Source organism: Anaerotruncus sp. G3(2012), assembly GCF_000403395.2.
Taxonomy (GTDB): Bacteria; Bacillota; Clostridia; order Oscillospirales; family Ruminococcaceae; genus Anaerotruncus.
The window spans coordinates 1-14824 of the sequence record NZ_KE159664.1 but is presented as its reverse complement, the minus strand read 5'-3'; the positions used below and the strand labels follow the sequence as shown (position 1 = coordinate 14824).

Sequence of the window (14824 nt, the reverse complement as noted above, 5' to 3'; positions counted from 1 at the left end):
ATGGTCAAGCTGGGAGATTACCGGTTCCATCTGTCCACCCAGATGGCGGGCCTAATGGCCAAGGTGGACACCGAGAACGCCGGGTGCCCGTATGAGTCGCCCTCCAACAAGGCGCTCAAGATCGACGGCTGCTGCCTGGCGGACGGGACCGAAATCAACCTGACCTGGGAACAGGTGCAGCTGATTGCCGGAAGCTACGGGATCGTGACCGCTCTCAACTTCATGAGTATGGGCTGGGTGGCCAAGGGCAACTATGTGGGCTGCTACCCCGCGAACACCGACGTCAAGGATTATTTCATCCCGGTTTCCCGGGTGTTCGACTGGGTGGGCAATACCCTCATCCGAACCTTCTGGTCCAAGCTGGATAAGCCCATGACCCGGAGGCTGATTGACAGCATCCTGGATACCTGCAACCTCTGGCTGGCAGGGCTGGTCAGCGCGGAACGGCTGCTTGGAGCGCGGGCGGAGATGCTCGCGGAGGAAAACCCGCTGCTGGATCTCATGGCGGGGATCCTGCGGATCCATATCTACATCACGCCGCCCAGCCCGGCGCAGGAGATCGACTTCACGCTGGAATATGACCCGGACTATGTGCAGGCCGCACTATCCGAATAAGGAGGGACGGTAAATGAGTCAGCAGGCAGCAGCCTATATCAATCTGGAAGTCTATGAGGACAGTGTGAACCTGTTGGGGGTTGCCAAGGTACAGCTGCCCACCATCGCCTATCCGACCGTGTCCATCAGCGGCGCGGGGATGATGGGCAATATGAACGTGCCCCTGATCGGCATGGTGGACGCCATGAGCGCGACCATCAACTTCCTGACCGTGACGCAGGCCGCCGCGAGCCTTGCGGCCCCTAGACAGCATCTGCTCGACCTGCGGGTAGCAGAGGAGTTCTGGGAGGTCGAGAAGGCGGAGTCGGGTATGTGGGCGGAAAAATACGTCATGCTGGTACAGACCAAGAGCATCGCGCCGGGGACGGTCGCGCCCATGTCGGCCGCAGATGTGTCCGGGGAGTTTGAGGTCTATTACTATGCCGCATACCGCAAGGGAAAGCGGCTGTGGGAGATCGACAAACGCAACATGCGGTGTATCATCGGGGACGTTGATTACATGGCGGATGTGCGCCGGGCGCTGGGCAAGGCATAAAAAACAGCCTCCCCGGCAAGGGAGGCTGTAAAGGGGTTATTGGACGCCGAGACGTTCTTTCAGGGCTTCCTGCAAGACCTGCGAGAAGTTGACGCCCGCCTGTTCCGCCCGGGCGTTCAGCCAACTGGGCAGCGTAAGGGTTTTTTTAACGGCGCGGGAATCATTCCTTCGACGGTATTCGTCCGTATCCGCTGCAACAATACTGACAAACTGCGGGCTTTCCACCTGAGGGACTTCTGTAGCGGCGGGAATAGGTTCCTTCTTGTTCTCGGCATCCCATAGCCACATGGATGCAGCATCCTCGGCCATAAAGACCGCATCGGCCAGATTTGTACCGAAAGTACGACATCCGGGAAGATCGGGAACCTTTACGTCAAACATTCCATCTTCAATCGGGGTGAAAATTGCAGGATATGCGTATTTCACGAGATACACCTCCTAAAAATTTTTGAGAAGAGGTGCAGGGCTTATTTCAGCCCTGCATCCTCCAGAATTCCCCGTGCTGTAAATTCAGGGACTTCTTTATGTCGGGGGATCGCAATCTTGATCCCCGGCTTCTGGGGGTGGGTGGCAAGGTCGTGACTGCCGCCGTGGGAGATGATCCAGCCGGCTTTTTTCAACGCCTTGTCGATGTCCTTGCGTTTCATCTTTCCTCACCTCCTGATTCTATTATAGCACGTGCAAGCACGTGTGTCAATAGAAAAAACACGTATCAACACATATTTTTTAAAGGAGAGATTTCAATGACTCCAGAAACCAAACCGAAGTTTCAGGGCGCGATCGCCAGCGTACAAAAGGCGGTGGACCAGGCGGCGAGGGTGTCCAAAATCGCGCAGGAGATGAAGGATGCCGGAATTAACTTCGAGACCTATAAGCACCCTCTTACAAAGCCGCTCAGTTATGAGGGGACGACCTTCGAGGTGCTCGAGTTTGACTGGACCATCCTCACCGGCCAGGACAGCCTTGCCATCGAGACCGAGCTGGCGAAAAAGCAGAAAACGCTGGTCAACGCGCTCTGGTCGGAGGATTATCTGGCGGGGATGGCTGTACGGGCGTGCACCTGACGCGGGCAGGTTGGCCAGCGGATCAGTGCCGGGATGCTGGAGGCGCTGCCCATCGCGGACTTTTTAAAAATTTGCAGCCAGGCGCGTTTTTTCTTAATCGCGTCGGGGGTATCCTGAACCTCCGGCGGGAATGCCTGGTGCTGGCGCAGAATAACCACACAGATGTTTTCAGGTGGCTGGACTGCCCCCTGTGGGAGCTGGGGAAGTGGATCGAGGCGAATAACGCTGTAATAGCAGAGCGGAGGGAAACCGGCTGATGGTGGGCAGAAAGCTTAACGAGATTGATTTTATCCTGAATGCCCAGATGAACAGCGGCTTTCACGGCACGTTCACCAAGGCGCAGGCCGAGTTTGCAAAGCTGGGCGGCGAGATTGCGGAGCTGCACAAGGCCCAGTCCAATGTTGCGGCGTACCAGAAGCAGCAGGGCGCGATTGCCGCGACCGAGGACAAGCTGGTCAACCTGAAAAAGCAGTACGCGCTGCTGCAAACCGAGATCGACGAAACCACTGGGTCCACCGCATCCCTCAGCCGGGAAAAGCTCAAGCTGGAACAGCGGATCAAAAACGCCGAGGACGCCCTGACCCGGCAGAAACAGAAGCTGGGCGCGACCGCTGAAGCGCTCAAAGGCGCGGAGATCAGTACAGATGATCTGGGGGAAGCGCAGACCAGGCTGTCCGCCCAGCTTGCGGAGCTGACCGCCCAACAGGAGCAAGCAGCCAAGGGCGCGCTGACCTTCGGGGAAAAGACCGCCCAGTCGTTCGGGGCGGTGCAGAGCGCTATTGCAGCCGCCGGGGTCGCCGCCGCGCTGCACGAAATCGGCGGCGCATACATGGACTGCATCACCATCGCCGGGGATTTTCAGTCCTCCATGTCCACAGTGGAGGCGCTTTCCGGAGCGACCGCCAACGAGATGGAGTCTCTGACCGCAAAAGCCAAGGAGATGGGCGCGGCTACGAAATTCACCGCACAGGAAGCATCCGAAGCCATGCAGTATATGAGCATGGCCGGATGGGACGCCGCATCCATGACAGCCGGCCTTAATGGGGTCATGCAGCTGGCGGCGGCTTCGGGAGAAGAGCTCGGGACGGTGTCCGACATCGTGACCGACGCCCTCACCGCCTTCGGGATGACCGCGCAGGATACCAACCGCTTCGTGGATATTTTGGCTGCGGCTGCCACCAAATCCAACACCAACGTCTCGATGCTGGGGGAATCGTTCAAGTACGCGGCCCCCTTGTGTGGGACGTTGGGATATTCGGCACAGGACGCGGCGGTGGCGCTGGGTCTCATGGCCAACAGCGGCATCAAGGGCAGCCAGGCGGGTACCACCTTAAAAACAGCGCTGGCAAACCTGTCCGCCCCGACCAAAAAGCAGGCCGGGGAGATGGAGCGGCTTGGCATCTCGATGACCAACGCGGACGGGACCATGAAGTCGTTGGCACAGCTGACCGACAGCCTGCGCTCCTCCTTCTCGGAGCTGAGCGAGGCGGAGCAGACAGCGGCGGCAAGCACCATCTTTGGCAAGGAGGCCATGTCCGGGATGCTGGCAATCATCAACGCCAGTCAGGCGGACGTGGACAGCCTGACCCAGAGCATCTACGGCAGCGCCGGGGCCGCGCAGCGGATGGCTGAAATCAAGCTGGACAACATGAATGGACAGCTGGTCCTGATGAAGTCCGCATGGGACGCGCTGAAAACCTCGGTCGGGGAGCAGTTCACCCCGGCTATGCGAGATCTGTACAAGGTTGGGACCGAGGTGTTCGCTGGGGCAGACCAGTTTGTGCAGGATTCTCCGGGCGTGGTGGGCGCGGTCACCGGCGTGGTCGGTTCGGTCGCTGCCCTGACCGCCGGGATAACCGCCTATACGGCTGTTACCAAGGTGGCTAAGGCGCTCGATCTTGCGGCGATGTTCACCGGCCCCGCAGGTATTATCCTCGGGGTAGGCGCTGCGGTCGGCGCTCTGGGCGGGGCGATCTACGGGATGTACCAGCGGGCGCATGAAGGCGTACCGGAGGTAGAGGAACTGACCCGGGCGGCGAGCGATCTGGGCGAGGCGGCACAGCAGGCGGGCCTTTCGATCGGGCTGGTTGCCACCGAAACACAGGCGGGCATCGACACCGCCAATCTGTATATTTCCCGGCTGAAGGAGATCGAAGCCGCGACGGGCGGCAATGTGGCCGGAAATGAGGATTACCGAAACACGCTGACCCTGCTGACACAGGTCATGCCCGAGCTGGCCGGCCAGATCGACCTGACCACCAACTCGATCGAGGGCGGCACCGCCGCACTGGAAGCGTCGATCGCAGCCATGCAGAAAAACGCGGAGGAGCAGGCCCGGGCAGATAAGCTGACCGACCTGCTGTCCAAGCAGGCGGCGGCAGAACAAGAGCTGGCTAAAAACAAGCTGGACCGGACCGCTGCGGAAATCCGGCTCACGGAGATCGAGAAACAGCGGGAGCCGCTGGAAGAGCGGCTGAAAGAGCTTTCGTGGGAAGCGAGCCGCAACGGGACAGACCTGACAGCGGAATATTATGAGCAGGCGGAACGCCTGAAAGAGCTGAAGCTCGAACAGAAACAGACCCAAAATACCCTGAAAAATCTGAATATCGCGATTGAGCAGGGGGAGACCGCAGCGCTGTCCGCACAGGATGCGCTCCGGGATTACAACGCGGTTCTGGCCGAGCAGGCCGGAGTGTCGCAGGAGGCGGCAGGCCAGATCAACCTCCTGACCGGCGTGATCGACAATACAGCCAGCCATGTGCAGCTGCTGGTGGACGCCTACAACGAATCCTATGCCGCGGCGCTGGAATCGGTAGAGGGACAGTATGCGGTCTGGGACAAATCCGCCGCTGTATCCGCGACCAGCGCGGCCAACATGGCCTCCAACATTGAGGGACAGCGGCAATATTGGGAAGATTATGCGGCCAACATGGACCTGCTCCTGGACAAGACTTCGGAGATTGAAGGGCTGGGAGCGATGCTGGCCAGCTTTGCGGACGGGAGCGCCGACAGTGTCAACGCGATTGCGGGGCTGGCAGATGCGGTCAATGCGGGCGATACCGATACATTGGTGGAAATGGCGGAGCAGTGGCAGGCGCTTCAGGATGCACAGTCGGAAGCAGCGCAGAGTATCGCGGACCTGCAAACCGGATTCAGCAGCGAGATGGACGCAATCCAGAATCGTCTGACGGAGCAGATCTCCGCCATGGATCTGGGGGACGAAGCCCTCAAAAGCGGGCAGGCGACCATTCAGGGGTATCTGGACGCGGCGGAAGGGATGCTGCCGCAGGTGCGGGAAGCGTACGGGCGGCTGGGTTCCGCTGCCGCTGCCGCGCTTTCCGGCGGCGGGGGCAGTGTGTCAGTTGCTCCGCAAAATGCCTACGCATCCGGCACCCAGAGCGCCGAACCTGGCTTTGCACTGGTCGGCGAGGAGGGGCCGGAGCTGGTCTGGTTCAACGGTGGGGAAAAGGTCATGGATGCGGGACAGACCGCGTCCATGCGGGCACAGCCCGCCCTCTCCGCACTGGTTGCGCCGGTTGGCGGCGCAGACAACTCTCCGGTGAGTATCCAGGTTTCCTTCAACATTCAGGGGAACGCGACGCCCGAAACGGTGGCGTCATTGCAGGAATTCGGGGACGATTTTGCCCAGCGGGTACAGGATGTCGTGTCGGGTATGCTGGCGGATCGGGAAAGGCGGCGGATGGCATGAAATACTATGTGACAACTCAGGGAGACATGTGGGACAGCATCGCGCAGGACCAGATGGGCAGCACCGATCATACCGGGCTGCTGATGCGCGCCAACATGAGGCATACTCTGCTGGGGGCTTACATCTTTCCGGCAGGAGTAAGGCTTGTGATTCCGGATATCCCGCAGCGGGCAAGCGGCGGACTTCCGCCTTGGAAACAGAAAAAATGAACCCGCCCCGGGTTTACGGGGCGGGTTGTCAGGAGAACTGCTGGATGAGGGCGTCCTGTAGGACTTTAGAACAGTTGATCCCCTTCCGCTCAGCCATAGCGGCCATCCATGCGGGGATGGATACATTTTTTCGCACCGCGCGGGTGTCGGTCTGTGCCCGGTAGGCAATCGTATCAACGCTGACCAGCGTCAGAATATCGTCCTGGCCGTGGGAAACCCCAGGCTGCGGAGTAGCCGATGGGATGGGAAGGTTCTGATCCTCCCACACCACCAGACACCCGCTCAAAGCATCGGTGATCTGGCTGACCGCGTCCTCAATGTCCCGGCCGGTGGTGATGCAGCCGGGAATGTCGGGTACGCAGGCATAGTACTTGCCCTCTCCGGGCGTAATGACCGCAGTATAGGTGTAATGCATCATATGCCTCCTTGTTGGCTCGGAAAAGGGGAAGGGTCATTTCTTTCCCTTCCGCTTTCCCATCTGGTTTTTGTCGATCTTCGCTTCCTTGAGGATGTATCTCATGTCGTCCTCGTCAAAATCGTGTCGCTTCACAGGGATCGTAAGCCTGGTTTCGGGATGGAAGTAGATATCGTGATTTCCTCCATGCCGGGCGAGGAGAAACCCGTGTGCTTCCAGAAGCCGGATCGTTTCTTTTCGTGGGTTCATAGTTTCCCTCCTGACAATTATATTATACACAATATTACACATTTTGTCAAGATTAAAATACATAATTTTACACAATAAAAAGAAAGGGAGGCAGCAATGAGCAATCGGAATATGGCCCGCCGGACGGTGGCGGAGATTGCCTTTGACGGGGTGGACATCACCAAGTCTATTCGACCGTATCTGCTGTCGGTCTCCTATACCGACAACGAGGAGGACGAGACCGACGATCTTCAGATTACCCTCCAGGACCGGGGACGGATATGGACCGAACAGTGGCTGATGGACGCGATCGAGGCGGCAGCGGCGGAAAAGCTGTCAATCGAAGCGGTGCTTCTGCGGGAGAACCAGCACAGCAACGGCAAGGACGTCCTGCTGCCGTTCGGGACGTTCGAACTGGATTCGGTGGACGCGTCCGGCCCACCGAACCAGATCACCATCAAGGCGACCTCGCTGCCCTTCCACGCCGCAATCCGCCAGACAAAAAAGTCAAAGGCGTGGGAAGGGTACACTCTGTCCGGAATTGCCAATGAGATGGCCGCAAACAGCGGGATGATCTGTATGTACGAATCGTCTGTCAATCCGTATTATGCCCGGGTGGAGCAGATCAGGACAAGCGATATTGCCCTGCTGCGCAGGCTCTGCCATGAAGCGGGCATCTCCCTCAAGGCAACCAACAAGATTCTCGTGCTCTTCGATCAGGCGGAATATGAAGCCAAGAACGAGATTCTGACCATCCGGCGCGGGGACGGGTCCTATACCCGGTATCAGATCGGGACGGGTACGGCGGATACGCAGTATGCATCCTGCCGGGTGCGGTACGAGAATCCCGCAAAGGGCCAGTGCATCACCGGGATTGCCACTGATGACAAGGTCAAAAATGGGCAGCAGCTGGAGGTTGCCGCGCGGGTGGCCAGCCCGGGGGAGGCGAAAATGCTGGCGGAAAAGATGCTGCGGCTGCACAACAAATTCGCCAAGACCGCCAGCTTTACGATGGTCGGCAATCCCGCGCTGGTGGCGGGCGTTACGGTGCGGCTTCGGGGGTTCGGCGGCTGGGACTGCAAATACATCATCAGCCAGGCGGTACATACGGTGGATGGGTCAGGCTACACAACCAGGATCCGGCTGCGGAGCGTATTGGAGGGATACTGATGGATGAGACAAACGTCCTGCAAAATCTGGTGCGTGTGGGCGTTGTTGCGGCGGTGAATCCGGGCAACCGTACCGCCCGTGTGCTGTTTGAGAGCAGCGACGAGATGAGCTCCGATTGGCTGGCTGTACTCGACTCGCACCCACACATCCCGGATTATGATGGCGAGCCGCAGCGGACCGAGTATGAAGGGCCGGACGGCGAAGGGGCGGCGAAATTTGAGAAGCACAAGCACGATCTAATCGTCAAGCCATGGCTGCCAAACGTGGGGGATAAGGTGGTCACGCTGTTCCTGCCGGTCGAGAACGCGCACGGCTTCGTATTGGGGGCGTATCAGCCATGGCAATGATCGGCTGTCTGGGGGACATCGCGTTTACCGTGTCGTCCTCAGTGGTGCGCACGCTGGACAACTTCCAATGGTCGGGGTCCGCCCGGTATGCGGCCCACCAGCGGCATCTGGGCCGGGGACTGTTGGAGTTTACCGGTGTGGACCCGGACAAGATCTCCTTCGACATGACTTTATCTACCCAGTTAGGCGCGTCCCCTGCGCGGGAGATCTCCAAAATCGCCAAGTATGAGAGCGAGGGCAGAACCCTGCCGCTGACCATCGGCAGCAAGGCGTATGGGACCTACCGTTGGGTGATTACCGGTCACAGCGTCAAAGCAAAAACATTCGACCGGCGCGGGAACCTGTCGGTGGTTGTGGTATCCGTCAACCTACAGGAATATGCGAGGCGGTGAAAAGATGAGTTATCTTGTGAGCGCGACCGATCTTCGGAACATCCGGTTTCAGGAGAGGGACACGCTGTCCTCGATCCTGCAAAATATCGCAGTGCTGCTGTCCACCCCCAGAGGGTCGGTGCCGCTCTACCGGGATTTCGGGATTGCGGCCAGTATCCTGGACCGCCCGATCCCGGTTGCAAAGGTCATGATGATTTCAGACATCCGGGAAGCGGTTGAGGAGTGGGAGCCCCGGGTCACCGTCCTGAATGTGGAGTTTGTGGAGGACCCGTCCGACCCGGGGAAACTGATCCCAACAGTGGAGGTGGAGATTAACGATGAGCAGGAATCCGGAATATGAGTTTGTACCGATGGATGCGCAGGCGCTCCTGTCGCAGGCGCTCGCGGCGTATGAGAAGCTGACCGGCATGACCGTCCAACCGGCCAGCCCTGAGATGCTGTTCCTGCGCTGGCATACGGCGGCGATCCTACAGGAACGGGCGCTCAACAACTACACCGGCAACCAGAATATTCCGAGCTGGGCGGAGGGGGAAAACCTTGATGCGCTGGGGGAGCTGTTCCTGGAGCACGAACGGCCGGGCGCAAAATCCGCCCGATGTCGTGTGCGGTTTGAAATCTCCCAAGGGCAGCCGTTCCCAATCCTGATTCCCAAGGGGACGCGGGTGTCGGACGCGGGCGGGGCGCTGGTTTGGGAGACAGAAGAAGATGCCCTGATTCCGGTCGGGAAAACGTCCGTGGACGTTGAGGTGGTCTGCCAGACGCCGGGGACAGCAGGAAACGGGTATCTCCCTGGACAGATCGACACGATTGTGGATTTGTACAGTTACTGCACCGTCTGCCGCAATGTCACCGAATCGGAGGGCGGGGCAGACGCCGCAACCGACGAGGAATACTACCACCTGCTGCGGCTGAGCCAGGACGGATGGAGTACCGCGGGTAGCACCGGGAGCTATGCCTATCACGCCATGCAGGTATCCACCGGGATCGCGGACGTGGTCCCGAATTCCCCGTCGCCGGGGGAGGTTTACCTCTACGTCCTGATGAAGGGCGGGAGACCGGCCGGGGAGGAGATCAAGAAGGCGGTATACGAGCGATGCAGCGCCGACCGGGTGCGGCCGTTCACCGACCATGTGCGGATGGGCGATCCAGAGATCGTGCCCTATGAAATCGACCTGACCTGGTACAGCCACGCGGATTCTCCCGTCAGTTCCGCCGAGCTTCAAGGGTTGGTGGAACAGGCGGTGCAGGATTACATCGAATGGCAGAGCGCGAAGCTCGGGCGGGACATCAACCCGTCCAAGCTTTATCAGTTGCTGATGCAGGCCGGGATCAAGCGGGTGGACCTACGCGCCCCATCCTTTCAGCCGCTGCGGGATGGCCGGATGACGCTGGGAACACAGGAATACGAGATCACCATGACCGTCCCGCAGGTCGGGCAGGTGCAGCGGGTGTCCGTCCTGAACGGAGGCTGTGAGGATGAGTAGCCGGGGACTGACGCGGGAAAATCTGCTGGAGACCCTGCCGGTCGCCCTGCGGCTGGACAGGTCGGTCGTTGCGCTGGCCGACGCCATGGCCGGAATACTGTCACAGCGGCCGGAGGAGATCGACCGGCTGCGAATCTATCCGGATGTATTCCGGCTGGATGAAAAGCTGCTCGATATCCTGGCATACGACTTCAAGGTGGACTGGTGGGACAGCGAATATTCCCTCGAGGAAAAGCGTCGGGTGCTGCGGGACAACTGGAACGTCCATCGGACGCTGGGGACGAAATACGCGGTGGAGACGGTTCTGGGGGACATCTTTCCCGGGGCCTGGGTGGAGGAATGGTTTGAATATGGCGGGTCTCCCTACTGTTTCCGGCTATTCCTGCCGGTGCAGGACGGCGTTTCAGAGGACCGGCAGCGGCGGGTTTTGAGCCGGATCTGGTACTACAAAAATCTGCGTTCCCATCTGGAGGGAATCTCCCTTGAGGGAGAGGTTTCCGGGACGAACCATACCGGAGCATACGTTACCGCGGCTCATACGGTGGAGGTCTGGCCGGAGCTGCCGGTATCGGTCGAGCTGGCCGAGGCCGGAAATAATCAGATCGGGGTTGCGGCAGTGGCTGCGCAGACGGTGGAAATCTGGCCCGCCCTGGCCGAGCAGGCAGAGCTGGCCGTCGGGGCCGGAAGTGACGGGTTTGTCTCTGTGCAGCAGACGGTAGAACTATACCCCGAGGAAAGGATGGATGCATAATGGCGGACATAGACGGGAATGTGGTCATTACGACCGATGAGCGGAAATATAAAACCATGGTCACCGATCTGGGGAACCAAAAGCTAGCTGGTTACACGCTGGACGGACCGAAAATCAACATCACCACTGCGGTGGTCGGGGATGGCGGCGGAAGCTATTACATCCCCACACCCGACATGACCGAAATCAAAAACGAGGTGTGGCGCGGGGAGATCGCCGAAAAGAAGGTCAACGCCGTGTCACCAAACATGGTGGACGTCAAGATCGTGCTGGACGGGACGGTGGGCGGATTTACTGTCCGGGAGGTCGGGTTGTTGGATGATTCGGGGAACCTGATTGTGGTCAGTAACTTCCCGGATACCGCCAAGGCCCTGATCCTGGACGGGATCGCGTCCAAGCTGACCCTCTGGCTGCATGTGCTGTTTACGAATGTGGATGCGGTGCAGTTTGTCGTGGACGCGTCGGTGGACAATGTGACCCGCGAAGAGCTGGAAGCGGAACTGAAGCAGGTGATCCGGGAACATAACCGGGAGGATCATCCGGAGACCGAGCTGGTCACTTTGGATCACCGGTTGGGGACTTATCCGCAGGTGCTGGCGTTTGCCTATCAATACGGCGCGGGCATGGGTGAAGCGGGCAGCGGTCCGGCGGGCGGAACCAGCCTGATGCAGATACCGGCAAAAGCGGAATGTCTCGACAAAAACAGGCTGGCCGTCTACACCACAAAGGATGCGGCAAGGCCGGGGATCAACAAGGAGTTGCGGCAACTCAGCCATACCGAATATGTGGTTCTGTATCAGGGCAACGAACTCGAAGCCGTATATCTCCGGCTGCTGTGTGGTGAAGGGGGAAGTGCTCCCGCCGTCCCAGCAGACGTAATTGCGGTCAAAAACATGGTATTCAGCGCAGGCCCGCCCGGGGATACCTCTGTAATCTGGGGCGCGCTGTAAAGTTTAAAGCAGGAGGAATGAAAGTATGGCGCAGAACTACACGCAGAAAGTATTTGTGAACGGAAAATGGGAGGATCGTTATCCCAAAACGGTGGCGGCACAGGTCGAGACCGACCCGCAGCACCGGTTTTTGACGGACGGTCAGATCGCGGCCTTTGAAGCAAAGGAGGATGCAGCCAACAAAAACAAAGCCGGCGGCTACGCGGGGCTGGATGAGGAAGGGCGGCTGCCACTGTCCCTGATCCCGTCGCTGCTGGAGCATAACAAGGGCTACTACGCGACCCCGGAAGCCCTGCGGGAAGCGCTGCCCTCTGCGAATGCCGGAGATTTCGCGGTCGTTGGATCGACCGATACCGTCTGGATTTGGGACGCTGACGGCGAACCGGCAGGCTGGATCGACAGCGCGACACGGGGCGCGGTGATTTCGGTCAACGGCAAAACCGGGGCGGTTACCATCACATGGGACGATCTGGAGATACCCGACGCCACACTGACAGACAAGGGCATTGTGCAGCTGAGCAGCGCCACCGACAGTGAGGATGAGACGACGGCGGCGACGCCAAAAGCGGTTAAGGCGGTCATGGATGAGGTAAGGGGCCGGGCGAAGATTACGGTCGGCGACACCGCCCCGGAGGATGCACAGGAGGGGGACTGGTGGTTTGACACCTCCACGCCCGATGTGTCGTAAGGCGGTGGCGGCAGATGGCAGATAGGACAGGGCTGATCCCGTTTGTCCTGCGGGAGCGTAAGGATGGCAGGGATGTGCCCTATGCGCCGCTGACCACAGCTGGACAGGTGCTGATGCCGGACGGTGTCCCGCTTGCGGATTATCTGGCGGCGAGCGTCCCGGACTGGCCGCTCGTTACAATCCGGCATGATCTGGGCGATTATCCGGACGTGCTGCTGCTCATGGGGGAGTATACCGCAGGCGCGGGCGGGGCGGGGGATGGCCCGGCGGGCGGCTCCGAGCTGGTACAATGCCCCTGCCGCCAGAGTTATCCGGATGCCGATACCCTGACAGTGTATACCATCCGGGAGCTTACGCGACTGGGAAACCCCACACTGCATAAGATCAGCGACCGCATCTATACGCTGACCTTTGAGAATGCGGAAAGCCTGTACATCAAATTATTGCTGAACGTCTGAAAGGAGATTGAAACGATATGGAATTTAGCCCGTTGATAAAGGGAACCCCAGACTGGAACGAGAAATACAATCAGGACATCGGTGGCCTGTGTGCGGAGATGGATGCTGCAAGATCCAGCGGTATCCTGAACACCTATGTACATGCCAAAAGTGGAACAGCCCACACTCTGACCGGTGAGGGCGCGATTATGCGGTTTACTGCGACAGCAGGATGGGCTGCGGGTGATACAATCTCCGTCAATGGACTGGGTAAGAACCCGGTCACGCTTGAAGGGACGGCTCTGCCCGCTGGTGCATTTGCGCAGGGAACGCAGGTGGTTGCGGTCGTTGATGGAGAAAATCTGCAATTTTTAACGCAGTCCTATGCTGGTCAGTTTGATGCTATATCAACGCAAATGTCAAATAAGGCGGACAAATCCAGAACGGTTTTGGATTCTAAAAGAGATTACCAGAATTACACAACCGTACTGGAAATGGTTAATGCTGTGAGTGATGGCGGTACCGTGATCGCGTTTGGAGATAATCAGTCCCCTCTTTATAACGCTGAAGACCGCCCACCGACACTATGCGAATATTTCTATGTTATTCTGTCTGATGGGTTAAGGAAAAATGTGGTTGCGTTTGGCTTTACTGGTCAAAACATCTACATGCGCAGGGTTTGGAGTAGGGTCTGGAGTACCGATTGGACACAAGCTGCAACTTGCGCCTGCGCAGACAAGGAGTGGAAACCTCTCCCGATGGTAAACGGATGGACAAATTCAAACAGTGACGGAGCTGCGGCATTAAGATACCGGAAGGGCGCAGATGGAAAAATCACCTATGTTACAGGAATTATCAAACTAGAAGATGCTTTGAGCGATGAGAACCAGATATTCGCATACCTTCCAGAGGGATATAGACCTAAGCAGCATTATTGGACAGGAGTATGTGTGGACAATAATAAAACTTTTTGGCCGTACAGGATAGATCTGGATGGCCGCATATACATCAACTCTCTCAATGCCAGTGCCCAGGCATCTGCTAAGGTCGGAATGTGGGTCAACTTAACAATTCCAATTTAAAGTGGGATTGTCAAATAGATTTCAATACTATTCTTTATCGCGCCTGCTCCATCTGGATCATATCCAGAAATTACTATACCCCCACCTTTATCTACTCGAATCCTACAAAAATAGCCTCCGCCACTTAATGCACATAGCTGATACCATAACCTCGAAGGACGATAGCCCGCAGGAAGCGTTGCAATCAATTCATCATATGCTAAAGTTACTCCCTCCGCAGGCTTAATAACTCCTGCAACGTAAATAGCATCATATCCCTTCCGGTACTGCAACCTTAAACTTTTATCATCATTCCAATAGATAAACCTATCTGTCATAGGTAGTTCTTTCCATTCCATGTCTGCGCAAACGCAGGTTGCGACCTCTTTCCACGCCTGCCATCCAGTATAACTAAAATCGTTATTGTCCCGATGCCGTGTACGCAAAAAAACCCGACCGTTATCATCACCCGTATAACATTGGGTAGCAACCTGTAGCGCTCGGTTACGATCAGTCCTGAAGGTAAGTATTTCAAAATGTTGGGCAATCATAGTTGACGACATTGGCGGAGCGCCTGCGGGCCTATTTGCCTTTGGATAACCCTTCGCCCTATGGTCAAGCAGCGCCATATTATCCAACGGTGGATTGTTAAACAGGATTTCAGGTGTTATGTTCAGATTGGGGGCCTGTACATCTCGGGCATACTGCGCGTACAGATCGCTCTGTAAAGCGCGGTTTTTGTCCGCCTTATTTGACTATGGAACGGATT

At 58.0% G+C, this 14824-nt stretch carries 19 protein-coding genes and 1 pseudogene; 15 read left to right on the top strand and 5 right to left on the bottom strand.

What is annotated here, in order from left to right; all coding sequences use genetic code 11:
• A pseudogene (locus C814_RS11675) lies at window positions 1-615 on the top strand (phage tail protein); the annotation flags it as partial.
• Between the two features lie 13 nt (window positions 616-628).
• Window positions 629-1150 (top strand): phage major tail tube protein, encoded by a 522-nt coding sequence (locus C814_RS11670; protein WP_016318038.1) that lies wholly within the window; start codon window positions 629-631, stop codon window positions 1148-1150.
• A gap of 36 nt (window positions 1151-1186) precedes the next feature.
• Here the strand turns inward: C814_RS11670 and C814_RS11665 are convergent, their stop codons facing one another.
• Together C814_RS11665 and C814_RS11660 are read right to left on the bottom strand one after the other, a co-directional pair.
• On the bottom strand, window positions 1187-1576 hold the full coding sequence (locus C814_RS11665; protein WP_016318037.1) for a type II toxin-antitoxin system HicB family antitoxin: 390 nt from the start codon (window positions 1574-1576) through the stop codon (window positions 1187-1189).
• Window positions 1577-1617: 41 nt separating this feature from the next.
• Window positions 1618-1797 carry a type II toxin-antitoxin system HicA family toxin gene (locus C814_RS11660; RefSeq protein WP_016318036.1) on the bottom strand — a complete coding sequence of 60 codons (180 nt, stop codon included), beginning with the start codon at window positions 1795-1797 and terminating at the stop codon, window positions 1618-1620.
• A 96-nt stretch (window positions 1798-1893) separates the two neighbouring features.
• On the opposite strand from C814_RS11660, the gene C814_RS11655 reads away from it, so the two are divergent.
• From C814_RS11655 to C814_RS11645, 3 genes are all read left to right on the top strand, one after another.
• A complete protein-coding gene (locus C814_RS11655; RefSeq protein ID WP_016318035.1) occupies window positions 1894-2214 on the top strand; it encodes a hypothetical protein in 321 nt (106 codons plus the stop codon).
• Window positions 2215-2470: 256 nt separating this feature from the next.
• Window positions 2471-5923, top strand: a complete 3453-nt coding sequence (locus C814_RS22235; protein WP_016318034.1) for a phage tail tape measure protein — start codon at window positions 2471-2473, stop codon at window positions 5921-5923.
• On the top strand, window positions 5920-6132 hold the full coding sequence (locus tag C814_RS11645; protein ID WP_016318033.1) for a tail protein X: 213 nt from the start codon (window positions 5920-5922) through the stop codon (window positions 6130-6132). Before C814_RS22235 ends, C814_RS11645 begins: the two co-directional genes overlap by 4 nt.
• A 28-nt stretch (window positions 6133-6160) precedes the next feature.
• On the opposite strand, the gene C814_RS11640 is transcribed toward C814_RS11645, so the two are convergent.
• Together C814_RS11640 and C814_RS11635 are read right to left on the bottom strand one after the other, a co-directional pair.
• Complete coding sequence (locus tag C814_RS11640) at window positions 6161-6550, bottom strand: type II toxin-antitoxin system HicB family antitoxin (RefSeq protein ID WP_242829003.1); 390 nt, start codon at window positions 6548-6550, stop codon at window positions 6161-6163.
• A 33-nt stretch (window positions 6551-6583) separates the two neighbouring features.
• Window positions 6584-6796: a type II toxin-antitoxin system HicA family toxin gene (locus tag C814_RS11635; RefSeq protein WP_016318031.1), complete on the bottom strand. Its 213-nt coding sequence runs from the start codon at window positions 6794-6796 to the stop codon at window positions 6584-6586.
• Window positions 6797-6892: 96 nt separating this feature from the next.
• Between C814_RS11635 and C814_RS11630 the strand changes: the two genes are divergently transcribed.
• Genes C814_RS11630 through C814_RS11590 form a run of 10 tightly spaced genes read left to right on the top strand, consistent with a single transcriptional unit; the run spans window position 6893 to window position 14076 of the window.
• Window positions 6893-7945, top strand: a complete 1053-nt coding sequence (locus tag C814_RS11630) for a phage late control D family protein (protein WP_016318030.1) — start codon at window positions 6893-6895, stop codon at window positions 7943-7945.
• A complete protein-coding gene (locus C814_RS11625) occupies window positions 7945-8292 on the top strand; it encodes a hypothetical protein (RefSeq protein ID WP_016318029.1) in 348 nt (115 codons plus the stop codon). The genes C814_RS11630 and C814_RS11625 overlap by 1 nt, the downstream gene beginning before the upstream one ends.
• A complete protein-coding gene (locus C814_RS11620) occupies window positions 8283-8684 on the top strand; it encodes a phage tail protein (RefSeq protein WP_016318028.1) in 402 nt (133 codons plus the stop codon). The genes C814_RS11625 and C814_RS11620 overlap by 10 nt, the downstream gene beginning before the upstream one ends.
• A gap of 4 nt (window positions 8685-8688) precedes the next feature.
• Window positions 8689-9024 (top strand): GPW/gp25 family protein, encoded by a 336-nt coding sequence (locus tag C814_RS11615; protein WP_016318027.1) that lies wholly within the window; start codon window positions 8689-8691, stop codon window positions 9022-9024.
• Window positions 9002-10168, top strand: a complete 1167-nt coding sequence (locus C814_RS11610; RefSeq protein WP_016318026.1) for a baseplate J/gp47 family protein — start codon at window positions 9002-9004, stop codon at window positions 10166-10168. The genes C814_RS11615 and C814_RS11610 overlap by 23 nt, the downstream gene beginning before the upstream one ends.
• Window positions 10161-10919: a phage tail protein I gene (locus C814_RS11605; protein ID WP_016318025.1), complete on the top strand. Its 759-nt coding sequence runs from the start codon at window positions 10161-10163 to the stop codon at window positions 10917-10919. The genes C814_RS11610 and C814_RS11605 overlap by 8 nt, the downstream gene beginning before the upstream one ends.
• Window positions 10919-11869 (top strand): phage tail-collar fiber domain-containing protein, encoded by a 951-nt coding sequence (locus tag C814_RS22230; protein WP_016318024.1) that lies wholly within the window; start codon window positions 10919-10921, stop codon window positions 11867-11869. Before C814_RS11605 ends, C814_RS22230 begins: the two co-directional genes overlap by 1 nt.
• Before the next feature lie 25 nt (window positions 11870-11894).
• On the top strand, window positions 11895-12557 hold the full coding sequence (locus C814_RS24105; protein ID WP_016318023.1) for a phage tail protein: 663 nt from the start codon (window positions 11895-11897) through the stop codon (window positions 12555-12557).
• Window positions 12558-12571: 14 nt separating this feature from the next.
• On the top strand, window positions 12572-13015 hold the full coding sequence (locus C814_RS11595; RefSeq protein WP_016318022.1) for a hypothetical protein: 444 nt from the start codon (window positions 12572-12574) through the stop codon (window positions 13013-13015).
• Between the two features lie 17 nt (window positions 13016-13032).
• Complete coding sequence (locus tag C814_RS11590; protein ID WP_016318021.1) at window positions 13033-14076, top strand: hypothetical protein; 1044 nt, start codon at window positions 13033-13035, stop codon at window positions 14074-14076.
• Here the strand turns inward: C814_RS11590 and C814_RS23560 are convergent.
• Window positions 14073-14393: a hypothetical protein gene (locus C814_RS23560; RefSeq protein WP_196809917.1), complete on the bottom strand. Its 321-nt coding sequence runs from the start codon at window positions 14391-14393 to the stop codon at window positions 14073-14075. The two genes, C814_RS11590 and C814_RS23560, sit on opposite strands and share 4 nt — an antisense overlap.
• Between the last annotated feature and the right edge of the window lie 431 nt (window positions 14394-14824).